Below are 24,505 nucleotides of genomic sequence, written 5' to 3'. Positions count from 1 at the left end.
TCCGCTTAACGACGTCGGCCCTCGACCGCCCAGGCGCCGACGAGCGCGGCGAGGATAGCAACGAGCCAGGCCCAGAGCGGCAGGAGGGGGGCTGCCGATACCGACAAGACGGTCTCGGCGTTTCGCGCGACGAGGCCCGCCCAGTCCCGGCCCCCGGCGATCCGGCCCTCCCGGACGGTCCTCAAGGAGGGCAGCCGGGCGTCGGCCGCCGCCAGGACCCCGACATGGCCCGAACTCGCCTCGACGAGCGGCCGGACCGCGGCGTCCGTGGTCCGCACGGCGTCGGTCTCCGGCGGGGCGGACTCGCCTAGCGCCGCGACGGCGAAGAGCGGGCTGCCGTCCGGGGCCGTGGTCGTCACGCGGTAGAGGCCGGAGGCGTCGGCGGTCATGCCGCCGCCGAAAAGCCCCGGCGCGGTCCGGCGCAGCTCGAGCGTCGTCCGCCCGCCGTCCGGCGCCTCGACCTCGACCGGGGCGGGCTCGTCGCCGAGCGTGCGCCGCTCGACCGACAGGCGGCCGTCGCGGCCGAGGCTCGCGCGAAGCGCCTCCTCGTCGAGCGAGGGCTCCTTCATCAGCCAGTGCGCGAGGCGGCGCAGGAGCTCGCCATAGGGCCCGCCGCCGTCGAAGCCGCGGGCCCACAGCCAGACGTGGTCGGACATCAGCATGGCGATGCGCCCCTCGCCGACGCGCGAGAGCACGAGAAGCGGCTCGCCGTTCGGCCCCTCCATCAGCGTCTCGCCCTCGCTGACCGTCGCGGGCATGACGCGGAGCCAGCGGCCCCACTCCCCCGCCTCGCCGAGCCCGGCAGTGACGGGGTGGCGGCGCCCGATGTCGCTCAAGGCGGGAACGAAGGCGCGTTCGACGGCGCGGCCCGCAGGGCGCGCCGGCAGGACGTAGGCGAGGCTTCTCTGCTCGGCGATGCTGCCCGCACCCGCGAACTCGGGGCCCGAGGCGATCAGGATCGCGCCGCCCTCGCGCGCGTACTGGGCGATGCGCTCGAACTCGTAGGCCCTCAGCACCGCGCGGTAGGAGTACCGGTCGAAGATGACCATGTCGAAGCCGTCGAGCTTGTCGAGGAACAGCTCTTCGTGCGGGAAGGGAATGAGGTTGAGGTCGCCGGGAAAGGCGCGGGCGTCCTTGTCCATCGGCTTGAGGATGGTGAAGTGGACGAGGTCCACCGCCGGGTCCGACTTCAGCGTGTTGCGCCAGACCCGCTCCCCTGCGTGCGGCTCGCCTGAGACCAGGAGCACCCGCAAACGATCGCGGATCGCGGTCAGCGGCGCGCCCGCGCGGTTGTTGGCGGTCGTCAGCTCGCCCCGCGCCTCCGGCACGGCGATCTCCACCACGGTCTCGCCGGGGGCGTCGAGCGCGACCGACAAGGTCACGTCGCGGCCGATCTCGACGGGGCTTTCGGCCTGGACGACGCCGCCGACCGACAGGGTCACCGGCACGCTGCCCGTCCGCCCCTCGTCCTCGACGCGGAAGGTGAGGGGCACGCTCTCGCCGACGACGCCGTAGCGGGGGGCGGAGACGATCCGCACGCGCCGGTCGCGCTGGGCCGCGGGGTCGCCGGTAAGGAGCGCGTGGACGGGGACGCCGAGGCCCAGGCTCGCGGCGTCTGGCACCTCCGTCAGCTGCCCGTCGGTCAGGAGGAAGACGGCCGAAAGCCGCGCCCTCGGCACGCCGGCGAGCGCTGCGGAGAGGGCGGGGCCGAGCGCCGTCTCGGCGCGGCCGGGAATCGTCCCCCTGCGAAGCTCGACGCCCCGCGCCGCGAGGTCCGCCTCGAGCCTCCCCGCTGCCGCCTCGGCGATCCGGTCCCGCCCCCCCAAGCCCATGCTGTCGCTCTCGTCGACCAGCAGCACGGCGATGTCGGCCAGCCCTTGCGTCTCCTCGTCCCGCCGCTCGGGCCCCGCCAGGAAGGCGACGGCGAGGAGCCCTGCGAGGAGGCGCAGCGCCGCGCCGGGCAGGCTCGCCCGGACCCGCAGCGCCGCGCCGGCGGCCACGAGGCCTGCGAGGACCGCCAGCATCCACAGCGGCAGGAGGGGCGAGAAGGCGAGGCTCACGGCGTCTCCTCGATGCGGTCGAGAAGCTCCTGCACGTGGATCTGGTCGCCCTTGTAGTTTCCGGTCAGCGCGACCATCGCCATGTTGATGCCCGCCCTGTAGGCCGCCTCGCGCCGCCGCTCGCCGCCCGCGCCTGCGGGGCGCAGCGGCACGCCGCCCTCGTCGACGGCCCAGGCGCTGGCCCAGTCGCGCCCCCCGATGACGAGGCTCGGTACGCTGTCCGTCGTCTCGCGCAGCGCGCCCTCCGCCTCGACCCAGACGGGCCCGCCCGAGTTGCGCCCCGGCAGGTCGTCGAGCCTGTAGAAGCTGACGGTCAGGATGTGCCCCGGCGGCAGCGGCTCGAGCGGTGGCGTGTCCATCCGGCGCAGGACCTCGCGCAGCGCGCCTGCCTCAGGCGAGGCCGCTCCGGCCTGCGCCCGCTCGCCGTCGGCTGTGTCGATGATCAGGAGGCCGCCCCCCGCCATGAAGGCTTCGAGCTTCGAGAGCGCCGCGTCCGAGGGGGGCGCCTGCGCGCTCGTCAGCATCCAGTAGAGGAGCGGGTAGACGGACAGGTCGTCCCGCTCGATGTCGACGCCGATCGGCTGGCCTGGCTCGAGCGCCGAGCGCCTGATCGCCTCGCGCGTCAGGCCGAAGAGGCCCGCCCGCGAGATCCGGTCGAGCGAGGCGTCGCCGGTCTCGACGAAGGCGAAGCGGACCTGATCGGCCGCCTCCTTCGACTTTTCGGAGAGAGGCGGACGCGGCTGCGCGGCGGCGGGGTCGGCGCCGAGGGGCAGGAGGACGAGGCCGGCGAGCGCCGCGACCGCGCCCCGCCGCGCGCCGAGCGACAGCCCGGCGAGGAGGAGCGCGTCGACGAGCAGCAGCGCGACCGCGCCGGCGAGCAGCGGCGCGCCGAGCCTCCGGGCCGCCTCGCCTTCGATACTGGTGATCCTGAGCCCGGCGGGCAGGCCGCGGCCTGCGGGAAGAAGCGCCGGCTCGCCTTCCCAGGCGTTGACGGCCAGGGGCGCCGCGGCCGCACCGTAGAGCCCCGGCGCCGCTTCGCGCCGCGCGATCCGGGCGGGCGTCGCCGGCGGGGTGGGGCCCGCGGGCTCCTCGAGGTCGCCAAAGCCGCTCAGAAGCCGCAGCGCCGGCACCGGCGTGTTCGGCAGCGCCTCCTGCGCGCCCTGGCCCGCCAGGCTCACGATGCGGCGGATCATGGCCGGGAAGACGCCCGACAGGGGCAGGTCCGACCAGGTTGGGCTCGCGGTCACGTGGAAGAGGACGGTGAGGCCGTCACCGACCCTTCGCGCCGAGACGAGCGGCGTGCCGTCCGCGAGGCTCGCCCAGACCTCGACCTCCTGGCCCGGGGTGGTCCGCGTCAGGACCTGCCGCCGGACGATCACGTCGTCGGGCACCGCGAGGCCCCCGAGCGGGCTCTCCCGCTCGAACCCGGCCAAGGGCTGCGGCGTCTCCCAGGTGAGGGCGCCGCCGAAGCTGCGCCCGCCCGCGCGCAGGGGGGCGGGAAAGGTGTCGCCGTCCGTCCGCTCGGCGTTCGCGGTGTCGGGGCCCGCGAAGCGCAGGAGGAGCCCGCCCTCGCGCAGCCACGCGGTCAGGGCCCGTTCCGCCTCGGGGCGAAGCGTGCCGACGTCGTCGAGCACGATGAGGTCCGCCCCGCTCTGGGTCAGCTCTTCGGGCGTGCCGCGCGACAGGACGGCGAGCGGTTCGAGCGCCTGGGCGAGGTAGGTGCCGCTCGTCAGCAGGCTGTCGGTCGTCCCGTCCGTCACGAGGCCGGCCCGCGACCGTCTGGCCGAGGCGTCGACGAGCCAGGTCGCCCCGGCGCTTCGAACGCCTTCGATGCTGAGAATGCCCGCCTGGTTGCGCAGGGTCAGGGGCAGTTCGATCGGCACCCGCGCCTCCGCCTCGCCCTCCCCCCAGGCGAAAGGCAGGACCGCGAGCGTCCGGCCGTCCCGCGCCGTGACGCGAAGCGCGGCCTCGCGCGGGGGCAGCGTGCCCGCGACGCGGGTCAGCCGCGCTTCGAGCGCGCCGACCTGCGTCTCGAGCCCCGTCACGGCCAGCGCCTCTTCCTGCGGCACGCGCACCATGACGGCGTCGCCCGCGCGGGACAGCGCGCCGAGCAGGCGCTGGCGGCCCGGCCCGTCCTCCATCGCGCTTCCCGAGAGCCAGCGGACGGTCAGGCCTGTCAGGCCCGTTCTGCGTAGCGCATCGGCGGCCGCGTCCCAGTCGGGCAGGCGCGCGCTCGGCTCGTGGGCGCGAACGGCACGGGCCGCGTCGCTGGGCGTCATCGGACCTTCGACCGACGGCGCCTGCGCGGCGGCGAAGAGGAGGTAGGCCTCTCGCCCCTCCGCTCCCGGCCGCTCGGCCTCGCGCGCCACCTCTTCCTGCCGCGCGCGCCAACCGGGCGCCGCGGTCCAGCCGTCATCGATCAGGTAGAGGACCGGCCCCGTCCCCTCGGCGGGCCTCGGCGCGTTCAGCATCGGCCCCGCCAGCGCCACGATCACCGCCGCCGCCGCGAGGAGGCGCAAGGCGAGCAGCCACCAGGGCGTCCGTGCGGGGGTCTGCCGCTCGTCCTTGAGGCCGCGCAGGAAGAAGAGCCCGCCGAAGCGCCGCTCGGCCGGGGCGGGTGGTACGGCGCGCAGGAGCCAGTAGAGCGCCGGCAACGCGCAGAGCGCCAGGAGCAGCCAGGGCGCCGTGAAGCTGAGGCCGCTCACCGCGCGCGGTCCTGGGACATGGCCGCGTGGAGAGCCGCGAGCACGGGCGTCGCGGGCTTGTCCGTCGCATGGGCGGTGTAGGTCCAGCCGTAGCGGGCGCAGGCGTCCTTGAGCGCGCCGAGATGCGCTTCGCGCGCGGCGGCGTAGCCGGTCCGCACCGCGCCGGCATCGCCGAAGATCATCCGCTCGCGCCCCGAGGGCGAGCGGAACACGGTCCGTCCCTCGAAGGGGAAGGTCACCTCGGCGGGGTCCGAGACCTGAACGAGGTGGCAGGGCCGCCCTGCCGCGCGGATCGCGGCCAGGCGCGCCAGAAGCTGGTCCGTGTCCGCATGGAAGTCGGAGACGTAGACGAGCCGCGTCGCGCCCTCGGGCGGCAGCGGGGGCAGGGGATCGGTATCTGCGGCGAGGAGGCGTTCGGCCAGCGCCGCCGCCGCGATCCGGCCGGACCGCGCGGGCCCGTCCATCGAACCTGTCCGCTCGCCGCCGCGCCCGAGGAGGACGGCGAGGCCGACCGCGATCACCGCCGCGCGCCAGCCCTTGGTCACCTCGCCGCTCGCATAGTCGAGGCTCTCCGTGCCCGGCACCCACAGGCGGACCGTTGCCGCCGTCTCCCACTCGGTCTGCCGCACGAAGAGGCGGCCCGGCGAGCGCGCGGACTGACGCCAGTCGACGGCGCTGGCGGCGTCCCCTTGGGCGTAGTCGCGGTACTGCCAGAAGGTCTCGCCCGTGCCCGGGCGCCTGCGGCCGTGCAGACCGGCGGCCAGCGTGCCTGCGACCCGTTCGGCCTCGGTCAGGAGGGCGGGCAGGCTCGACGCGGCGCTCCCGGCGCTGCGTTCGAGGGTCGCGGGCGTCCGCACAGGCGTTGCCAAGCCCGCCTCCGTCAGAGCCGCGCCGTCATCTCGCCGATGACGCCGGAGACGGTGCGCCCCTCCGCGCGGGCCGCGAAGGTCAGGGCGATGCGGTGGCGAAGGGCGGGTCCTGCGAGCGCGATCACATCCGAGACCTCGGGCGCGGTCCGGCCCTGCAACAGGGCGCGGGCGCGCACGGCGAGGCTGAGCGCCTGGCTGGCCCTCGGGCCCGGACCCCAGGACAGGCCCTCGGCGGACGCGCCGCCGGGCCGCGCGTCGCGGACGAGGCCGAGGATGGCGTCGACCACCCGCTCCCCGATCGGCAGGTCGCGGACGAGGGCTTGCGCGTCCTCGAGGTCCTTGGCCCCCATGACGGCGGAGAGCGGCGTCTCCGCCCCGCCCGTGGTGGCGGCCAGCATGCGGCGCTCGGCCTCGAGGCTCGGATAGTCGACGTCGATCTGAAGCAGGAACCGGTCGAGCTGCGCCTCGGGCAGGGGGTAGGTTCCCTCCTGCTCGATCGGGTTCTGCGTCGCGAGGACGTGGAAGGGTTGGGGCAGCACGCGCCGCTCGCCCGCGACCGTGACCTGCCGCTCCTGCATCGCTTCGAGCAGGGCCGACTGGGTTCGCGGGCTCGCGCGGTTGATCTCGTCCGCCATCAGGAGCTGGCAGAAGACCGGCCCCTCGACGAAGCGGAAGGCCCTGTGGCCGCCCTCCGTCTCCTCCAGGATCTCGGTGCCGAGGATGTCGGAGGGCATGAGGTCGGGCGTGAACTGCACGCGCCGCTCGGACAGGCCGAGCACGGTCGCGGTGCCGGCGACGAGCCGCGTCTTGGCGAGGCCCGGCGTGCCGACGAGGAGGCCGTGCCCGCCCGCGAGCAGCGAGATCAGCACCTCCTCGATCACCCGCTCCTGGCCGAAGACGTAAGTCTCCAACGCCTCGCGCGCGCGCGTCGTCAAGGCCGCGAGCCGGTCGAACCTGTCCATGGGGTCTTCGCGCACCGTCGCCATGCTACCCTTCCCTGTCTGCCCGCTCTTCTCGCTATGGCCCCGGGCGGGGCGCGGCAAGTTGCCATCGGGCAACGAAGTTGCGGGCGTCGCGCTTACTTCCGCTTGATTGTTTCCCGATAAGGCCGCTCATAAGTGAAGAACGTGCTACGGCACGGGCACGGCGAGAAGGGTTGGGTGACACAAGTGGCAGAACGCGAACGCATGACCGTATGGTCGTTCCTCAAGAACGCCGCGAAGGTGGTGATCGGCCTCTCCCTCCTGGTCCAGTCCCTCCTCTTCATCCTCCTCCTCGTGGTCGTCTTCGGCCTGATCGGCGGCGTCTCTCAACAGATGTCGGGCGAGAAGCAGGCGGCCATGCGCATCGAGGACGGCGTCGCGCTGGTGCTCAATCCCGACGGCGTCCTCTCCGAACAGGCGCCGCCGTCCGACCCCTTCCAGGACGCCCTGTCGCAAGCCTTCGGCGGGGGCGGGCCGGGCGAAGTCTCCGTCCACGACCTCATCCGCGTCGTCCGCGCGGCGAAGGAGGACAGCCGGATCGACGCGCTCGTCCTCGACCTCGGCAAGCTCTACGTGCCGACGATCTACGCCTCCAAGGCCTATGATCTTGCGGACGCGATCGCGGAGTTCCGCGACTCGGGCAAGCGCGTGATCGCGGTCGCCGACAACTACACGCAGGAGCAGTACCTCCTCGCCTCCGAGGCCGACACCGTGCTGATGCACGACTACGGACAGGTCTTCGTGCTCGGCTACGGCTCGTACCGGACCTACTACAAGAGCGCGCTCGACAAGCTGAAGGTGAACAGCCACGTCTTCCGCGTCGGGACCTTCAAGTCCGCGCTCGAACCCTATCTGCGCGACGACATGTCCGAGCCCGCCAAGCTCGCGAACCAGGCGTTCCTCGACGTCCTCTGGCAACGCTACACGAGCACGGTCGAGGCGAACCGCGGGCTCTCCTCGGGCACGGTGAACGCCTTCGGTCAGGACATGCCGCGCTACCTCGAGGCCGCGAACGGCGACATGGCGCAGATGGCCAAGGATGTGGGCCTCGTCGACGAGGTCATGGGCCGCGCCGATCAGGTCGCCTACCTCGCGAACATCGTCGGCGAGGACGAAGAGCTCGGCTTCCGGCAAGTGGACTTCCAGAAGTACCGCGCCGCGATGAGCGACCCGGCCGACCGGCCGCGCGTCGGCAACGTGGCGGTGGTCACCGCGTCGGGCGCCATCGTCGACGGCGACGAGCGTCCGGGCGTCGCGGCCGGCGACGCCATCGCGCAGCAGCTGCGCGAGGCGCGCGAGGACGAGAACGTGAAGGCCGTGGTCCTGCGCGTCGACAGTCCCGGCGGCTCCGCCTTCGCCTCCGAGGTGATGCGCGACGAAGTGATCGCGCTCAAGGAGGCCGGAAAGCCCGTCGTGGTCTCCATGGGGTCGCTCGCGGCGTCGGGCGGCTACTGGATCAGCGCCGCTGCCGACGAGATCTGGGCGTCGCCGACCACGATCACCGGCTCGATCGGCATCTTCGGCTACATCCCGACGCTCGAGAACACGCTCGCGGACATCGGCGTGAACACGGACGGCGTCGGCACGACCCCGCTTTCGGGCTTCACCGCGGCCGGCCTCGGCCCCTTGCCCGATCAGGCGGGGCAGATCCTGCAGATGTCGATCGAAGAGGGCTACGACCGCTTCCTGACCGTCGTCTCCGAGGGCCGCGGGCTTTCGAAGAAGGCGGTGGACGACGTCGGCCAGGGCCGGGTCTGGATCGGCGAGACGGCGGAGGGCCTCGGCCTCGTCGACAAGCTCGGCGACCTCGACGACGCGATCTCGGCCGCGGCCGAACGCGCCGAGCTCGAGGATTGGGACGTCGTCGGCATGAGCCGGGAGAAGAGCGCCTTCGAGCTCTTCGTCGAAGGTCTGACGGGGGTCGGCATCAAGCTCGGCCTCGTCGAGGCGCCGAAGACCGAGCTGTTCGGCAGCCGCGCGTCGCACAGAGGAACGATGGCGCAGCTCACGGACGCGATACGCGCCGAGGCCGAGTTCCAGGCGAGCTTCAACGACCCGAACGCGATCTACGCGCGCTGCGTCGTCTGCGAGGCGCGCTGAGCGGCGCTTCGCGCGGTTGATCGGCGGCAAAGAGAGGACCACCTTGCGGGGGTGACGGACCTCCTCTCCCTCGCCGCAGACCTCAGCGCGGCGCGCGACGACGCGCCCCTGCCGGTCGAGCGGTGGAACCCCGAGCGCTGCGGCGCGATGGACCTCGTCATCCGCGCGGACGGCACCTGGGTGCACGAGGGGCGGCCGATCGCGCGCTCCGCCCTCGTGCGGCTCTTCTCTCGCGTGCTCCGCCGCGACGAGGGCGGCTTCGTCCTCGTCACGCCGGCCGAGAAGCTCGAGATCGAGGTCGAGGACGCGCCCTTCCTTGCCGTCGACGTCGACCGGACCGAAGCGGGCTACGCCTTCCGCACCAATGTCGGCGACGTCGTCACGGCGGGCCCGGACCATCCGCTCACGGTCCGCCCCAGCGAAGCGGCGGGCACGGAGGTGGCTTACGTCCTCGTCCGCGGCGGCCTCGAAGCGCGCCTCTCGCGCGCGGTCTGGTTCCGTCTTCTGGAAGAAGAGGCGCAGACGGAGGAGGACGGCACGGTCTTCGTCGAGAGCGGCGGGACGCGCTTCGTCCTGGGAAGGACGACGTGAGCGCCCCCGACTGGCGCGCCGCGCTGCGCGCCGCATCCGGGACGAAGGCCGGCCGGGCCGAACGGCGCCTCTTCGCGGAGCTGAACCCCGACCTGCCCCTCAGCCCGATCCTGGAGAAGAAGCCCGCGCGCCCGCGTCCCGCCTCCGTCCTCATCCCCGTCATCGACAGGCCGGCCCCCACCGTCCTCTTCACCGTCCGCACGCCAAGCATGCCGAGCCATGCGGGCCAGATCAGCTTCCCCGGCGGCGGCCCGAAGCCCGAGGACGACGGCCCCGTCGGCACGGCGCTGAGGGAGGCGGAGGAGGAAGTCGGCATCGCGCCAGGTCACGTCGAGGTCCTAGGAACGCTCGGCCTTCACCACGGTGGGCTCGGCTACGCGGTGACGCCCGTCATCGGCCTCGTCCATGTGGACGCGGAGCTGACCTTGTGTCCGCGCGAGGTCGCGGAGGTCTTCGAGGTCCCCCTCGCGCACTTGACCGAACGGCGGAACCACCTGATCGAGAGGCGGCGCTTCAACGGGACCGAGTACGACATGTTCGCCGTGCCCTATGACGACCCGGACGCCGCCCGCCGCCACATCTGGGGCCTGACGGCGGGCATCCTCGAGAGCTTCTGCCGCGCCTTCAACGACGACCCGCCGCGATGACGGGCGCGCTTCCCGAGGCGGACTTCGACTGGCTGGAGGCGCCGAGCCTGCGCGCCGTCATGGACGCGCTCGGCGCGGCCGGCGAGGCCCGCTTCGTCGGCGGCTGCGTGCGCGACAGCCTCCTCGGCCGTCCGCCCTCGCCCATGGGCGGGGCGGGCACGACCGACATCGACGTCGCGACGACCCTGACGCCGGAGGAGACGACGGCGGCGCTGACGTCGGCCGGCCTGGCCGCGCACCCCACCGGCATCGAGCACGGCACCGTCACGGCGGTCTCGGGCGGCCTGCCCGTCGAGGTGACGACGCTCCGCGCGGACGTCGCTACCGACGGCCGCCACGCCGAGGTCGCCTTCACGCGAGACTGGGACCAGGACTGGCGGCGAAGGGACTTTCGCCTCAACGCCCTCTACCTCGGCGCGGACGGGCAGCTGTTCGACCCGGCGGGCGGCCTCGAAGACCTGCGGGCGAGGCGCGTCCGCTTCATTGGGGACGCGGATACGCGGATCGCCGAGGACTATCTGAGGATCCTCCGCTTCTTCCGCTTCACCGCCCGCTACGCCGAGGCGCCGGACGAGGAGGGCCTCGCCGCCTGCGCCCGCGGCGCGGACGGCCTTCGGCGCCTCTCGAAGGAGCGCATCTGGCAGGAGACGGCGAAGCTCTTCGCCGCCCCCCGCGCGCCCGAGGCGTTCGAAGCGATGGCGAAGACGGGCATCCTCGCCCGCGTGCTCGAAGCGCCTGCCGAGACGGACGCCTTCGCCGCGCTCCATAGGCTCCTGCACGCCGACGTGCCCCCGGCGCTCGGCATCGAGGCCCTCTGGCCCACGGCCCCCCGCGAGGCGCTCCAGCGGGCCTTCAAACCGGCGACGGCGGTCCTTGATCGGATCGAGGTGGCGAGAGAGGCGGGCGCGGACCTGACCCTCGACCAGAACGCGGGCCTCGCCCGTCAACTCTACCGCTTCGGCGCGGAGGCCGTCACGGATGCGAGCCTCCTGGAAGCCGCCCGCACCGGAGAGACCGCCTGGCTCGACCACGCGAACCTCGCCGCAACCGTACCGGTCCCGATCCTGCCCATCCAAGGCCGCGACCTCATCGCGAGGGGCCTCGAGCCAGGCCTGGCCCTAGGCCGAACGCTCAAGGCGATCGAGGCCGCCTGGCTGTCCGCAGGCTGTCCGGAAGACGAAGAGACGATCGAAGAGATCGTGGAAGAAGTGCTTGGCTAGACCGAGAAGCCGCGATGAGCGCCACGTCTGGCTAGGAGCCGTGAGCCCACAGCGCGCAAAGCGCGCTGTGGGCTCACCAGCGCTCAAGTAGCTGGCCGGTCAGGCCAGCGGTAGCGCCAGAATCAAAGCCCGAAATTGCCGAACTTGGTCTTGAACTTCGACACGCGGCCGCGGTCGGAGATCTTGGCCGGACCGCCCGTCCAGGCCGGGTGGCTCGTCGGGTCGATGTCGAGGTTGATCGTGTCGCCTTCGGACCCGTAGGTCGAGCGGGTCTGGAAGCTCGTGCCATCCGTCATGGTGACGGTGATCATGTGGTAGTCGGGGTGAATGTCTTTCTTCACGGGGCGCCTCGGGCAAAGAAACTTGAGCGCGGGCGCGTAGCGGAGGGGGCCGCGAGAGGCAAGGCCGCGTCTGGCGCGCGCCTTCCTTCCGCCTTATGTCCGCTCCCATGACACCCAAGGGATACACCCCGCTCGCCCTCCTCGCCGCCGACGCCGAGGACCTGCAGGTCGTCTCGGCCGTGCTTCAGGACGCCGTCGCCAAGGTCGGCGACATGGCCTACCTGCCCGCGCGCCGCCGCTTCGCCTTCGTCGCGAACCGCTTCGTGTGGGAGGAGGGGGCCTCCAAGACGAAGGGGCCCTTCACGCGCGTTCGCGCCGGAATCCACTTCGACGACGTGACCGCCGTGCGGAAGCTGAACCTCGACACGTCCGACCCCGGCGCGGTCGTGGACGTGCTCTGCGTCGCCTATGAGGGCGGCGAGGACGGCGGCACGGTCACCATCACCCTCGCGGGCGGCGGCGCGGTCGCGCTCGATGTGGAGGCGATCAACGCGACGGCCGAGGACATCTCCGAGCCGTGGCGGACGCAGAGCAAGCCAGACCACGAGACCGCCTGATGCCGGCGCGGCTCGACATAGGCGATGACGGCTTCGAGGCGGCGTTCGCGCGCATCCTCGGCGCCAAGCGCGAAGTCACGGCGGAGGTCGGCGATGCGGTCGCCGAGATCATCGCGCAGGTGCGCGCGGACGGCGACGACGCGCTCTGCGCGCTCACGAGCCGCTTCGACCGCTTCGAGTTGACCAAGGAGGCGCTCGCCATCGGCCAGGACGAGGTCGAGGCGGCGGTCAGGGACTGCCCAGAGGATCAGCTCGAAGCGCTCCGCCTCGCGGCCTCGCGGATCGAAGCCTATCATGCCCGGCAGCTACCCGAAGACGCGCGCTGGACGGACGAGGCGGGCGTCACCCTGGGCTGGCGCTGGACGCCCATCGACGCCGCGGGGCTCTACGTCCCCGGCGGCACGGCGAGCTACCCGTCCTCCGTCCTGATGAACGCGATCCCGGCGCGGGTCGCGGGCGTGGAACGCCTCGTCATGGTCGTTCCGACCCCGGACAGGGCGCTCAACCCCCTGGTTCTCGCCGCGGCGAAGCTCGCGGGCGTGACCGAGATCTACCGTGTGGGCGGGGCGCAGGCCATCGCGGCGCTCGCCTTCGGAACGCAGACGATCGCCCCGGTCGACAAGATCGTCGGACCCGGCAACGCCTTCGTGGCGGCGGCGAAGCGTCAGGTCTTCGGCCATGTCGGCATCGACTCGATCGCCGGGCCCTCCGAGATCGCGGTGATCGCGGATGGCGGCAACGACCCCGCCTGGATCGCCGCCGACCTTCTCAGCCAGTCCGAGCACGACCCCTCCTCGCAGAGCGTCCTCTTCACGACCGACGCGGCCTTCGCCGATGCGGTCGAGCGCGAGGCCGAGGCGCAGATCGAGGCGAGCCCGCGCGGCCGGATCGCGCGCGCCGCCTGGGAAGCGAACGGCGCGGTCGTCACGGTGCGGACCTTAGGTGAGGCCGCGGCCCTCTCGAACCGCCTCGCCCCCGAGCACTTGGAGCTCGCCGTCGAAGACCCAGACGCGCTGCTGGCGCAGATCCGCCATGCGGGCGCGGTCTTCCTCGGTCGCCACGCGCCCGAAGCCATCGGCGACTACGTCGCGGGGCCGGACCACGTCCTGCCGACGGCGCGCGCCGCGCGCTACGCCTCGGGACTGTCCGTGCTCGACTTCGTCAAGCGGACGACGGTGACGGGCCTCACGGCGGACGCGATCCGCGCTATCGGCCCGGCGGCGGCGACCCTCGCCGATGCCGAAGGGTTGCCGAGCCACGCGCAGAGCGTGCGGCTACGCCTGGAACAGGGCTAACTCGTCCTCGGCCAGGCCTTCGGGCTCGGCCAGGGCGACCGTCCCGCCCTCCCGGCGCAGCGCGAAGCGGGCACGCACCGTCGTGCCCGGATCTTCCCGCTCCAGCGTGTCCACCATGACGTAGGCGGCTTCCCCGCCCTCGGGCGTCAGGATCAGGTCGATGTAGCCGTTCCCGTCCGTCGCGTGCCAGCGGACCTCGGGGTTCTGCTGCCGCAGGAGCAAGGAGTAGTCCCGCGCGCGGCCCTTCAAATATCCCGTCGGCCCGGGCGAGCTGACACCCGTCACCCCGAGCTCCGTGCCCATCGGCGTTCCGTCCTCGTCGTGCAGGCTGTTCGCCCAGCTCTCATGGGTGTCTCCGGTGAGGACGAGAAGGTCCGCCGCCCCCGCTTCTCGCGCCCGTTCGAAGAGCCGTGCCCGCGCCGCGGGGTAGCCGTCCCAGGCGTCGAGGTTGAGCGGCAGGCCGAGCGAGGTGAAGCGGACGAAGGCGCGGATCTGGTCCCACTCGGTCTCGATCGCGGTGATGTCGGCATCGGTCAGGTGCGGCGCGAGGTCGGGCGCGGTGACCCGCGCCATGATCACCTGGTTGGCGACCAGGCGCCAAGGCACGCCGCGCTCTTTCGACCGCGAGAAGGTGCGCGCCAGGAAGTCCTCCTGCGCCGTCCCCATCATTCGCCGGTCCTCGGCGCCCAAGGTCTCTTCCCGCCACGCCGCGATCGCCCGCGGAGACGTCAGCTCCGGCAGCACCTCGTCGTACTCGAACTGCTTCGAGCGCGCGGTCAGACGGGTCTCGATCGCCGCCAGGGTGACGAGCCCGCCCCACTCATAGGACCGGAAGAGGGCCTCGGGGTCGGCGTCCGGCTCGCGCACCGGCATGTACTCGTAATAGGCCTGAAGCGCAGCGCGCTCGCGCGCGCCCCAATCGCCTTCGTCCGGCTGATGGTTCTGCGCGCCCCCCTCCCAAGAGTTGTTCGCCGTCTCGTGGTCGTCCCAGACCGCGATCAGGGGCATGGCCGCGTGCATCGCCCAGCTACCCGCATCCGTCTTGTACTGACGATGGCGGACACGGTACTCGTCCAGCGTCACGCACTCCTTCGCGGGCGCGTGCGTGCGGCCCAGGCGCTCGCCCACCTTGCCGCCATAGCCGTCCGCGCCGTACTCGTAGATGTAGTCGCCGAGGTGGATGACGGCGTCGATCTCTTCGCGCGCGATGGCGGCGTAGGCGTTGAAGTGCCCGAAGGGATAGTTCGAGCACGACACGACCGCGAAGCGCGCCCGGTCGGCGCGCGCGGGCAGGGTGCGGGTCCGCCCGGCGATCTGCGTGCCGCCCGCGCGGAAGCGATAGTGGTAGCGCCCCCCGGGCTTCAGCCCCGTCGGCACGACCTTCACCGTATAGTCCGTCGCCGGCGTCGCCTCGAAGGGGGCGGACCAGACGACGGCCTCGAAGCCTTCGTCCTCCGCGACTTCGACCACGCCGCGCGCCGCGTCCCCTGCAAGCGGCTCCGCCCGGGTCCAGAGGACCACGCTGTCGGGCGCAGGATCGCCGCTCGCCACGCCCCAGGCGAAGCGCGCAGGGCTCTCCTCGCGCGCCCGTCCCCTGCCGGTCGTCTCGCAGGCGGCGAGCCCGATCAGCCCGCCTGTCAGCGCCATGCGCCTCGTGATGTCCATGCCCGCTCTTTCCTCGTCTGAATGTCCGCCTTTTGGACGGTGTGATCGCCCCGCCACCTCTGCCTGAGTTTTGCGTCGCTTCGGTAACAGCATACGGGGTTGCATTGCGCTCCGAGCGCTTCTATCTGCCCGCTCCGCCGCGACCCGTAACTGCCGATAGGCACCACCCTGGGGGACGGCGACTTTTTGTCGTGACGGTCAGGGTGCCTGCGGGCGCCGTAGTCGTCATCCGAAAGGGGACCCCATGCGGTGGCAAGGTACGATAGCGCGCGGCAGCTAGCCGCACATAAGCCGGACACGCCGGTCTTCTGCATCCGCCCGCACGCGGTGACGCGCGCGGCGCGTTGGTTCGCGGACGGCTTCCCGGGCAAGACTTACTACGCGGTCAAGGCCAACCCCGAAGGGTGGGCGCTCGACGCGGTGCGCGCGGGCGGCGTCAGCCGCTTCGACGTCGCCTCGATCGTCGAGATCCGCGACGTGGCAGCCCGCTTCGAAGGTGCCGAGCTCGCCTTCATGCACCCGATCAAGGCCGAAGCCGCGATCGCGGAGGCCTACGCCGATCACGGCGTGCGCATCTTCTCGCTCGACAGCGAGGCGGAGCTTCAGAAGATCGTCCGTGCCACGGGCGGGGCGAAGGACCTGACGCTCTGCGTCCGCCTCGCCGTGCCGTCCGACGGCGCGCACATCCCGCTCAACGCCAAGTTCGGCGCCCACGTGCTGGACGCGCCGAGCCTCCTTCAGGCGACGCGCCAGGTCGCGCAGCGCACCGGCCTCGCCTTCCACGTCGGCAGCCAGTCGATGAGCCCCGCGGCCACCGCGCGGGCGATGGAGCTGGCGCAGGACGCGGTCGTCCGCGCTGGCGTCATCCTCGACGTCGTCGACGTCGGCGGCGGCTTCCCCGCGGCCTATCCGGGCATGACGCCCCCGCCGCTGCGCGCCTATGTCGAGGAGGCGGCCGAGCGCTTCGAGCCCTTCTTGTCGGCGGTGAACTCCGAGCTCTGGTGCGAGCCCGGCCGCGCGCTCGTCGCGGAGGGCGCGAGCCTGGTCCTGAAGGTGGAGGCCCGGCGCGGGAACGCCCTCTACCTCAACGACGGCACCTATGGCGCGCTCTACGACGCGGGCGCGCTCGGCTGGCGCTACCCCGTGCGCAGCCTCTCCCGCGCGGGGGACTCGGCGGAGTTCACCTTCTACGGCCCCACCTGCGACGACGCCGACCGGATGGAGGGCCCCTTCGTCCTGCCGGCGGACACCGCCCCCGGCGACTACGTCGAGATCGGGCAGTTGGGCGCCTACGGCCGATGTATGGCCACCCGTTTCAACGGGTACGGAGACTACATGGAAGCAGTGTGCACGGACGATCCGTTCGGCACGATCTATCAAGAAGACACCAAAGTTCGAAGGGCAGTTCAATGAGCGTCATCGAGTTCAAGAAGCGCGAGATCGAAGACGTCGCCGCGCACCAGACGGGCGACGAGCTCGACCACTTCATCGTGCGCGACGGCAAGACCTATGCGGGCACCCACCTCATCATCGACCTCTACGATGCCGAGCGGCTGACCGATAAGGACCACATGGACGCGGTCTTCCGCGCCTGCGTGGAAGCGTGCGGCGCGACGCTCCTGCACATCCACATCCACACCTTCCTGCCTTCGGGCGGCCTGTCGGGCGTGGCGGTCCTCGCCGAGAGCCACATCTCCGTGCACACCTGGCCCGAGCGCGGCTACGCCGCTTTCGACGTCTTCATGTGCGGCGACAGCGAGCCGCAAAAGGCCGTCGCGATCCTCGAGGCCGCCTTCAACGCGGGCTCCAGCCGCGTCGGCACGCACCTCCGCGGCGAAGGCGTCGAGTAATGCGGCCGGGGCGGCTCGGCCTCGCCCTTCTGGGCGCGGCCGAGCCGTCCCTCGCCTCGGCAGGGGGCGGCGTCGTCACCGTCTGCCAGGCCCGTGACGCCCTCCTCCTCGAGCGCGCCCGCCTCGCGGCGCGCCTCGATGCCCCCGCGCCCCCCGGCGCCGAGGCGCCTCCCTCCGCCGCCGACTTCGCCCGTCTGGAGGGCCTCGGCGCGGAGGAGCTCAAGGGTCGCTACGGCGACCCCCGCATGACCGCGCTGCAGGACAGGCTCGACGCGCTGCGTCCCCTGGCCGAGGAGCGCGGCTGCCCCCCGCCGGACCTCGAACGGACGGCCGAAGACCTCTTAAGACAAGGACGCGCCCCATGACCAACTTCCTCTACAAGCTCGACGGCGAGACCTGGTTCAAGGAGCAGGTCACGGGCGAGATCGGCCACGCCCTTCGCGTGGACGAACTCCTCTTCGAGGGCGAGATCGACCACCAGCACATCGCCGTCTTCGAGAACGAGCGCTTCGGCCGCCTCTTCGCGCTCAACGGCTTCATCCAGCTGTCGACGGCGGACGAGTTCATCTACCACGAGATGGTCACCCACGTGCCCCTGTTCGAGCACGGCGCGGCGAAGCGCGTCCTCGTCATCGGCGGCGGCGACGGCGGCGTCATCCGCGAGGTCCTGCGCCACGAGGAGGTGGAAGAAGTCACCCTCGTCGAGATCGAAGCCGACGTGATCGAGTTCTCAAAGAAGTGGTTCCCGGGCGTCTCCGCGGGCGCGTTCGAGCATCCGAAGCTCAAGCTCGAGATCGCCGACGGCGCGCAGTTCGTGAAGGACCCCTCGCGGCAGTACGACGTCATCATCGTCGACTCGACCGACCCCGTCGGCCCCGGCGAGGTTCTGTTCACGGAGGAGTTCTACGCCGACTGCCGCGCGCGGCTCACCGACGGCGGCATCATGGTCAGCCAGTGCGGGCTCCCTTTCCTGCAGCCCGTGGAGCTCAAGAAGGCGCACGACAACCAGGCCCAAAGCTTTGGCAGCGTCACCTTCTACACCATCGCCGTCCCCGCCTATTCCGGCGGCCTCATGGCGCTCGGCTTCGCGCGAGCAGGCGGCGTCATCCCGGCCGAGGGCGAGATCGCGCAACGCGTCGCGCGCTCGGGGCTCGAGTTCCGGTACTACACGCCGGAAGGGCACAGGGCGGCGTTCGCGCTGCCGGCGTATGTGAGGCGGGTGGTTGAGACGGGGGCGTTTGGGTGAGGCTTTTTCGAGCTTAAGAACGTTGTTCGGCTCTGAGCATGCCTAACAACGCGCGTGCCTACGAACTCTGGCCAAACCGGCCCGAATCCAGGGAATAGGAACATTGATGGGCGCGCGAGCGGAGAAGTAGGCTCAGAAATGAGCTTTGGCGATGGAGTTATGCTCCGCAAAGGTATTACTGATGACAGCCGAAATTGCAGTTATGAACAAGTTCGGAGTGTCTATCGCCGCCGATAGTGCTGTTACTGTACAGGCATACCATAACCGGGAGATTCGGCGAAAAGTCTACAATACGGCAAACAAAATATTCACATTGTCGAAGCATGCGCCAATCGGTGTTATGTTCTATAATGCTGTATCTTTAGCTGGTATACCATGGGAAACAATCGTAAAATCTTACAGAAGAGAACTTGGTGAGAAGAAATTCGATCATCTGATAGATTATTGTAATGATTTTATACGCTTCCTGAATGCCCAGAATGATATATTTCAAGACTCAGCAATTGAAGCTACCCTCGATTCAATATTTGTACGATATTTTCTTCGACTGAGTACGAATTCTGAATATGAAGTTATAAGCAAAGAGGAATTTGATCGACGTCTGGGGGGTGAGTGCGAACGTCTTCGTAAGCTCGACGATATCGAAGGTTTCGATGATGCCTTTGTAGGCCGTGTTTACGACGATCGAAAAAATCTGGTCCTACAATCGGCAAGAAAAATTATCCCAAAGAACCTTGCTATTGGTCGTGTGCGCCGAATTGCTGAACTTGTGCGCTTGCTGATCCGGAAACAGACACCGCTTGCCGAGCAGTCCGGCCTTGTATTTACAGGATTTGGAGAGCGCGAGTATTTACCTGCGCTGCGGCACTATATAGTTGACTGCCATTTAGGTGGCCGAGCTCGCCTGTGGTTGCGTGAAAGTCATTGTGTTTCTCACGATGAGCAAAGCTACGTTATTCCGTTCGCTGATGCGGACGCGATCAGGACCCTTACCGAGGGAATATCGCCACAGTTCCATAGTCAAATGGCTAGAGGCGCACTCGACTTATTACTTCAGATACCTGCAGAGGTACTCGCTGAAATCACCGAATTGAACGATGAGCAAAGAGAAGGCTATCTTCAAAAAGTCAGGGAAGCTCTTCCGTCGCAATTTGAACAATACATGAAAGATATCAGTATTTTTCGATACGAGAACTATACGGAGCCGATGACTAAGTCGATCGCAAGCCTTCCAATCAGTGATCTTGGTGGGGTGGCAGAGTCTCTACTTAATAGCAGTCAGATTAGCAAGCGGGTGAATCCAGACATAGAAACTGTTGGCGGTCCGATAGATGTTGCCACAATTTCGAAGGGCGATGGGTTCGTCTGGATAAAGCGAAAACACTACTTTGAATCTGGCATTAATCCCTCCTTCAATTCACGGTATCTAAAATGAGAAAAAGATGCCAGAATCAGGATCCAGCCTATCTCGGCCTCGATATGGAGGAAGCGATGCCCACTTTTCTGAAGCCGATCGAGAAAGATGTGGCTGAAGAACTCGCCCGGCTTCTCGCAGATTTCGACGTTTCGGAGTCTGAAGACGACCATGTCGCGAGGGCGGCAGACGCTGCTGTCCGGGGATTTCGTCGCCGATATCATGAGCTAATTGCTGAAGAGAAGGCGTCTAGCAAAGCTGATTAGGGCAGTAGTAGCAAGCGTCGCACGGAGGATTGCGCTGCCATCCGCCGATGATCGCGGAGTGATCCCCCTCCCACCCCACCCACGACAGGCCCCCTTGGCCGAGGGCCTTCGGCGGCACGCTTCGCGAGCCGCCCTACGCTGCCCGGCCTCGCCGTCCCGCGCTGAAGGCCCGAGCCTTGCAGCGCGCGGGGTCAGCAGACCGCGCGGGGCGCGGGGGAGGGCGTCTTGCCGGTGCGGGAGATGGAACGGCGCATTCGGCGCGAGCGGACGGGCGAGCTGATCGGTCGCGCGCTGGCGCTCCTCCTTCTGGGCGCCGTCCTCCTCTGGGTCGGGCACCGCCTCGGCTGACGCCGCCCGGCGGCGGCCTCGCCTCAAGGCCGCGTCAGGCGGTCGAGGTCGCGGCGGGCCGAGACGACGAGCTGGCCTTCCGGCGAGGCCACCTCCTCGCTCGACGCCTGCAGCGACCACGTGTCGAGCTTGAACCGGGCGCCGTCGACCGTGCGGGCCTCGGCCGTCGTCACCTCGGCCACGGCCCGGTCGATCTCGTTCATCGGAAACCCTTCGCGGGCGTCCGTCTCGGGCGTGACCGCTCGCGGGGGCAGGTGCGACAGCGCCGAGAGCGCGTCCCACGCGGTCGTCGGCTCGGTCTTGAGCCGGTACAGGCGGCTGTCCGGGAATGGGGGGTCGATCAGTTTTGAAGTCGCCCCTTGCGGGCGGCTGGATGCCACGGTCGCGTCCTCCTCTTGCTTCTTACGACGGTCCGACTCCCCCAAGGGCCGTACCAGCAAGACGAAGAACGCGACCGCAACTCGTCTCTCCGCCCCGCCCGGGGGCGACCCCGGGCGCCTTCGGTGACGAAAGCACGAGAGGCGGCACTGACGACATGGCCCGTTCCTGCCATGGACGCGGGTTCAGCCGATGACGTCGCTCGGCGCGATGTGGCCGTGGATCAGGGCCTTGGCGACCAGGTGCGGGCGGGTCTGCACGTCGAGGCGGGCCTTCGCGTTCTCGACGTGGCGATGCACGGTGTGCTCAGACAGGCCAAGGATGCGGGCGCACTCCCAATCGGTCTTGCCGCGCGCGATCAGCGCGACGACGTCGGCCTGGCGCGGGGTCAGGCCCGCCGCCCCCGCCCCCGCCGCCTGGCGCAGGCGGTCCGCGGCGGCGTAGGCCGAGAGCGCCATGGCCAGAAGCGCCCAACGGGGACGCTCCGGCACCGGCTTGCCGGTCCGCGACGCGAAGCAGGCGACGGCGCGAAGGCTCTTGGTCCCCGGCAGCGGCACGGTGAAGCCGTCGCCCAGGCCCTCGCGCTGGGACTGGTGCAGGATCTCCTTCTGCACGCCGCTCAGCGAAATGAGGTCCGGCAGCTGCGACCAGGTGAAGGGCGAGAACGAGCGGCGGCAGGTCGCCATGACCGGGTCGTGGCGGTCGTAGCGCCGCTCGAAGAACACCTCCTGCCAGCCCGTGGGGTAGTTGGTGTAGAGGACCGCGTCCGGCGGCGGCGCGGCGTAGGGCACGTCGTCCAGAAGCGCGAAGTGGTCGAGCCCGCACTCCCGTGTCGCCGCCTCGCAAAGCCGCGAAAGGTCCGCCGCGTCGGCGACCTTGTTCGTCATGGCGACGAAGTGTTCGATCTGCGCTGGCGTCATGAGCGGCGGGAGCCTCGCGGCATCGGTCACGCTATCGTGAAGCGTTTGGCGGCGCCGCACAAGCCGTTCTTCGCGCACGGAAAACCGCTGGCGCCCCCTCTCCCGTAGGGCGGCTGCCCGGTCACGCTGCCACCGACGGCTTCCGGCCTCTCCGGCAGCCGCGCACCGACCTTGCCGCCCGCGATGTCCCATCGTCCGGCCCCGCGGCTGCGGGCATTCCCCGCGCGCCGCCTCGGCGTTCGTGCCCGCGCAGCCGCCCTACGACTTATCCCCGCCCCCTTGGGCCCGTGCCATTCTCTCCTGGTCGCGGCAGGGCCGGGGCGGGGCGGACAGCTGACGTCTCCCCTGCCTGCCGCCACGAGGTCACGTGCTGGCGAAGTCTGGATGATGGAATGCATCCCACTTGGCCAGGCCAGACACGCGCCGGGCGAGCTGAAGAACGGCCCCGGCGGATCGCGCTGAGGAGCGTGGAGGACTTCGTGCCGCGCGCGGCGAGGGTGTGGGACCCCTTGCGCCGCAGACAACCTCAACTCTCCCCGAACTGCGGCGAGCCGCGCGCGGGACACCCCGGACTTCTTCAAACCCGGCTCGGACGGACGATGAGCGCTGCCTCGCTTCCGGTCTCGCTGGCCCCGCGCCCGCTGGCGCACAGGCCAAAGGCCCGTGCGCCAGCCCAGCGCTCAAGCAGGTGGGCGGTCAGCCCGCCGGTAGCGCCACGAAGAAACTCATACGATCACCGCTGCGCGTCTTCCGCCTCGCCCTCGACGAAGGCCCGTACGTCGTCCGACAGCTGACGGTGCGGCTCGTCCTCCAGGTACATCATGTGTCCGCCTTCGAAGTACCGCGTGACGATCCGATCCTGCGGCATCCCGTAGGCGCTCATCGACATCTCGGCGGCGAACATGGGCGTCGCGAGGTCGTAATAGCCCGCCGCCAGCAGCACGCGCATCTCGTCGTTCTCGCGCATGGCGCGGGCGAGGCCGGGGCCGACATCGACATAGCCGGACCAAAGCTCGTTCTGCGGCTCTTGCGCCTTCCATCCCTGGCCGACCGCGCCCGACAGCACCTGGTACTGACGGTCGATCGTCACGCCTAATGTCCGCGTCAGGTAGTCGTTGACGGCCGAGCTGTACGCCCCGTCGATCGCGTAGAAGGAGGGGTCGGCCTCCGCGGTCTCGCCGACGCGGTCCGAATCCTCGCCCGTGAACCGCCCGTCGAGCCGCCCCACGACGAGGCCGTCGTCACGGCGAAGCTCCTTCATGAAGCGGAACACCCCGACCTCGAGGTCGGCGCGGCGCAGATAGTCCTCGGACAGCCCCGTGAAAGCCGCCATCCGCGCGGTCACCTCGCTCACCGCCTCTTCGGGCGCGCCCTGGCCCAAGAGCAGCACCGGCGCGAGGTCGTTCGCCGCGAAGCTGCGCGCCTCGCTCATGAAGCGCTCGAAGTCGCCCCCCCAGGCGTCCTTGTCGACCTTGCCGTGATACCAGGCGATGGCCGCTTCGGTCGGCAGGAGCCCCACGCCCGACAGCTTCCCGTCGGCAAGCTCGAAGTCGAGGATGGACGAGATCAGAACGATCCCGTTCAGCGTCACGTCGTCGTAACCGGCCGTCAGCTCTTCCGCCACCGCGGCGGCCCTCGTCGTGCCATAGCTCTCCCCGGCGAGGTAGCGCGGGCTCGCCCAGCGGTGATGCTCGGTCAGCCACCGGCGGATGAACTCCCCGATGGAGGCGGCGTCGTTCTTCACGCCCCAGAACGCCTCGGGCTTCGTCTCGCCGAGGGCCCGCGAGTAGCCGGTGCCGACGGGATCGATGAAGACGAGGTCCGCGACGTCCAGAAGGCACCCCTCATTGTCCACCAGCGGATAGGGCGGGCTACCATCGTCCCCGATCCCATAGGGCCAGTCGATCCTCTTGGGTCCGAAGGCGCCCAGGTGAAGCCACAAGGACGCCGAGCCTGGCCCTCCGTTGAAGACGAAGATGACCGGGCGTTCGGCCGGATCGGTGTCTTCGGTCTGGGTATAGGTCACGGAGAAGATCGCGGCGCGGGGCGTTCCGTCCTCGGCGCGAAGGTAGGTCTCCCCGGCGACCGCCCGATAGGCCACCGTCCGGCCGCCCAGCGAGACCTCGCCCTCGCTCTCGAAGCGCTGGGGCGGCGTCTCGGCGGCGGGCGCGGCCTTCCCGGGGGCCTCGTCGGCGCCCTTCTCCTGCGCCTCAGCAGGAAGGACGGCGACCGCCGCGAGAAGAGCGCCGGCGACGAGAAGCGGGCGGAGCAGAAGGCGGGCGCTCAAGAGAAGAGCGTGCCCGGCGGCGCCTTGGCGGCGTCGACCTCGGCGGCTTCGGGGCGGCGCAGGACGTCGATGCCGGCTTCACCCCGAGCGATGAGGCCCTGGCTCTCGAACTGGCCGAGCCAGTAGTCCATCGGCCAGTCGCCCCACTTCTTCTGGAACAGCTCCGCGTTGCGGACGATGTCGTCGAAGTGGTGCAGCGGCGGCTGATAGACCGCGTGGTACTGATGATAGGCCCGCGCCCCTCCGCAGCGGTAGAGCGGCACGCCGCACGCCTCGAGCGTCCGGGCGAAGTCGGTCTCCTCGCCGCCATAGCCGGTGAAGCGCTCGTCGAGCCCGCCGCACCGCTCGAAGGTAGAACGCCGCAGTGCGAAGGACAGGCCCCAGAGCTCGCCGTAATCGGGTTCGGGAACCAGGCCGGTCGTAGGCGCCTTCGGCTTGCTGGGATGACGCGAGCCGATCTCGTCGAGACGGAAGACATCGGCCTCGCGGGTGCCGCCCTCGGGTAGGTAGAGAACCTCGCCCATCAAGCAGCCATCGGTCTCCGACAGCTCCATGGCGTAGGCCATGACCAGTGAAGGCGAGGGGACGCAGTCGACGTCGAGGAAGATCAAGATGTCCCCGGTCGCCGCCTTGGCCGCACAATTGCGGGCCGCGGCGAGGGGTAGGGGGTTGTCCTCGGCGAAGCAGACCCGAACCTCGAAGGGCAGATCCTCGGGCAGGGGGTGAGGATCGTTTTGCATGTAAGTTATGACCAGTTCGTCCG

At 70.1% G+C, this 24,505-nt stretch carries 22 protein-coding genes; 12 read left to right on the top strand and 10 right to left on the bottom strand.

Features of this window, described 5'->3' with window-relative positions:
• Positions 1-5 precede the first annotated feature (5 nt).
• From GGQ59_RS01840 to GGQ59_RS01825, 4 genes are read right to left on the bottom strand one after another with little or no spacing between them, the layout of a single operon-like run.
• Complete coding sequence (locus tag GGQ59_RS01840; protein WP_183815296.1) at positions 6-2,060, bottom strand: hypothetical protein; 2,055 nt, start codon at positions 2,058-2,060, stop codon at positions 6-8.
• Positions 2,057-4,765, bottom strand: coding sequence for a DUF4159 domain-containing protein (locus tag GGQ59_RS01835; RefSeq protein WP_183815294.1), 2,709 nt, complete (start codon positions 4,763-4,765; stop codon positions 2,057-2,059). The genes GGQ59_RS01840 and GGQ59_RS01835 overlap by 4 nt, the downstream gene beginning before the upstream one ends.
• On the bottom strand, positions 4,762-5,634 hold the full coding sequence (locus GGQ59_RS01830; protein ID WP_183815292.1) for a DUF58 domain-containing protein: 873 nt from the start codon (positions 5,632-5,634) through the stop codon (positions 4,762-4,764). Before GGQ59_RS01830 ends, GGQ59_RS01835 begins: the two co-directional genes overlap by 4 nt.
• 11 nt (positions 5,635-5,645) lie before the next feature.
• Positions 5,646-6,620, bottom strand: a complete 975-nt coding sequence (locus tag GGQ59_RS01825; protein WP_183815290.1) for an AAA family ATPase — start codon at positions 6,618-6,620, stop codon at positions 5,646-5,648.
• A 174-nt stretch (positions 6,621-6,794) separates the two neighbouring features.
• Here GGQ59_RS01825 and sppA point away from each other — a divergent pair, with 174 nt between their 5' ends.
• Genes sppA through GGQ59_RS01805 form a run of 4 tightly spaced genes read left to right on the top strand, consistent with a single transcriptional unit; the run spans position 6,795 to position 11,175 of the window.
• Positions 6,795-8,717 carry a signal peptide peptidase SppA gene (gene sppA, locus GGQ59_RS01820; RefSeq protein ID WP_183815288.1) on the top strand — a complete coding sequence of 641 codons (1,923 nt, stop codon included), beginning with the start codon at positions 6,795-6,797 and terminating at the stop codon, positions 8,715-8,717.
• 51 nt (positions 8,718-8,768) lie between these two features.
• Positions 8,769-9,308 (top strand): DUF1285 domain-containing protein, encoded by a 540-nt coding sequence (locus GGQ59_RS01815; protein WP_221400825.1) that lies wholly within the window; start codon positions 8,769-8,771, stop codon positions 9,306-9,308.
• A complete protein-coding gene (locus GGQ59_RS01810) occupies positions 9,305-9,955 on the top strand; it encodes a CoA pyrophosphatase (RefSeq protein ID WP_183815286.1) in 651 nt (216 codons plus the stop codon). Before GGQ59_RS01815 ends, GGQ59_RS01810 begins: the two co-directional genes overlap by 4 nt.
• Positions 9,952-11,175 carry a CCA tRNA nucleotidyltransferase gene (locus GGQ59_RS01805; protein ID WP_183815284.1) on the top strand — a complete coding sequence of 408 codons (1,224 nt, stop codon included), beginning with the start codon at positions 9,952-9,954 and terminating at the stop codon, positions 11,173-11,175. The genes GGQ59_RS01810 and GGQ59_RS01805 overlap by 4 nt, the downstream gene beginning before the upstream one ends.
• Positions 11,176-11,297: 122 nt before the next feature.
• On the opposite strand, the gene rpmE is transcribed toward GGQ59_RS01805, so the two are convergent.
• Positions 11,298-11,516: a 50S ribosomal protein L31 gene (gene rpmE / locus GGQ59_RS01800; RefSeq protein WP_183815282.1), complete on the bottom strand. Its 219-nt coding sequence runs from the start codon at positions 11,514-11,516 to the stop codon at positions 11,298-11,300.
• Positions 11,517-11,623: 107 nt separating this feature from the next.
• Here rpmE and GGQ59_RS01795 point away from each other — a divergent pair, with 107 nt between their 5' ends.
• Positions 11,624-12,073: a DUF2948 family protein gene (locus GGQ59_RS01795; protein WP_183815280.1), complete on the top strand. Its 450-nt coding sequence runs from the start codon at positions 11,624-11,626 to the stop codon at positions 12,071-12,073.
• A complete protein-coding gene (gene hisD, locus GGQ59_RS01790) occupies positions 12,073-13,368 on the top strand; it encodes a histidinol dehydrogenase (protein ID WP_183815278.1) in 1,296 nt (431 codons plus the stop codon). The genes GGQ59_RS01795 and hisD overlap by 1 nt, the downstream gene beginning before the upstream one ends.
• On the opposite strand, the gene GGQ59_RS01785 is transcribed toward hisD, so the two are convergent.
• Entirely contained in the window at positions 13,348-15,033 is a 1,686-nt protein-coding gene (locus GGQ59_RS01785) for an alkaline phosphatase D family protein (protein ID WP_183815276.1), read from the bottom strand. The two genes, hisD and GGQ59_RS01785, sit on opposite strands and share 21 nt — an antisense overlap.
• 249 nt (positions 15,034-15,282) lie before the next feature.
• Between GGQ59_RS01785 and GGQ59_RS15310 the strand changes: the two genes are divergently transcribed.
• The 6 genes from GGQ59_RS15310 to GGQ59_RS01755 all read left to right on the top strand — a co-directional run bounded on the left by GGQ59_RS15310 (position 15,283) and on the right by GGQ59_RS01755 (position 19,809).
• Positions 15,283-16,446: a type III PLP-dependent enzyme domain-containing protein gene (locus GGQ59_RS15310; RefSeq protein ID WP_183815274.1), complete on the top strand. Its 1,164-nt coding sequence runs from the start codon at positions 15,283-15,285 to the stop codon at positions 16,444-16,446.
• The gene (gene speD, locus GGQ59_RS01775) at positions 16,443-16,883 is read left to right on the top strand and encodes an adenosylmethionine decarboxylase (protein WP_183815272.1); all 441 of its coding nucleotides are present in this window, start codon (positions 16,443-16,445) and stop codon (positions 16,881-16,883) included. The genes GGQ59_RS15310 and speD overlap by 4 nt, the downstream gene beginning before the upstream one ends.
• On the top strand, positions 16,883-17,248 hold the full coding sequence (locus tag GGQ59_RS01770) for a hypothetical protein (protein WP_183815270.1): 366 nt from the start codon (positions 16,883-16,885) through the stop codon (positions 17,246-17,248). Before speD ends, GGQ59_RS01770 begins: the two co-directional genes overlap by 1 nt.
• Complete coding sequence (gene speE / locus GGQ59_RS01765) at positions 17,245-18,129, top strand: polyamine aminopropyltransferase (RefSeq protein ID WP_183815268.1); 885 nt, start codon at positions 17,245-17,247, stop codon at positions 18,127-18,129. Before GGQ59_RS01770 ends, speE begins: the two co-directional genes overlap by 4 nt.
• Before the next feature lie 181 nt (positions 18,130-18,310).
• A complete protein-coding gene (locus GGQ59_RS01760) occupies positions 18,311-19,564 on the top strand; it encodes a hypothetical protein (RefSeq protein ID WP_183815266.1) in 1,254 nt (417 codons plus the stop codon).
• A gap of 56 nt (positions 19,565-19,620) precedes the next feature.
• Complete coding sequence (locus GGQ59_RS01755) at positions 19,621-19,809, top strand: hypothetical protein (protein WP_183815265.1); 189 nt, start codon at positions 19,621-19,623, stop codon at positions 19,807-19,809.
• 371 nt (positions 19,810-20,180) lie between these two features.
• Here GGQ59_RS01755 and GGQ59_RS01750 read toward each other — a convergent pair whose 3' ends face one another.
• The 4 genes from GGQ59_RS01750 to GGQ59_RS01735 form a co-directional block, all read right to left on the bottom strand.
• Positions 20,181-20,537: a hypothetical protein gene (locus tag GGQ59_RS01750; protein ID WP_183815263.1), complete on the bottom strand. Its 357-nt coding sequence runs from the start codon at positions 20,535-20,537 to the stop codon at positions 20,181-20,183.
• A 183-nt stretch (positions 20,538-20,720) separates the two neighbouring features.
• The gene (locus GGQ59_RS01745) at positions 20,721-21,485 is read right to left on the bottom strand and encodes an autoinducer binding domain-containing protein (protein ID WP_183815261.1); all 765 of its coding nucleotides are present in this window, start codon (positions 21,483-21,485) and stop codon (positions 20,721-20,723) included.
• 703 nt (positions 21,486-22,188) lie between these two features.
• A complete protein-coding gene (locus tag GGQ59_RS01740; protein ID WP_221400824.1) occupies positions 22,189-23,742 on the bottom strand; it encodes a S10 family peptidase in 1,554 nt (517 codons plus the stop codon).
• Complete coding sequence (locus GGQ59_RS01735; RefSeq protein WP_221400823.1) at positions 23,739-24,482, bottom strand: glycosyltransferase family 2 protein; 744 nt, start codon at positions 24,480-24,482, stop codon at positions 23,739-23,741. The genes GGQ59_RS01740 and GGQ59_RS01735 overlap by 4 nt, the downstream gene beginning before the upstream one ends.
• Positions 24,483-24,505 lie beyond the last annotated feature (23 nt).

This window comes from Parvularcula dongshanensis (assembly GCF_014199615.1).
Lineage (GTDB): Bacteria > Pseudomonadota > Alphaproteobacteria > Caulobacterales > Parvularculaceae > Parvularcula > Parvularcula dongshanensis.
The sequence above is the reverse complement of the archived record's forward strand: the minus strand, read 5'-3'. Positions and strand labels throughout refer to the sequence as shown.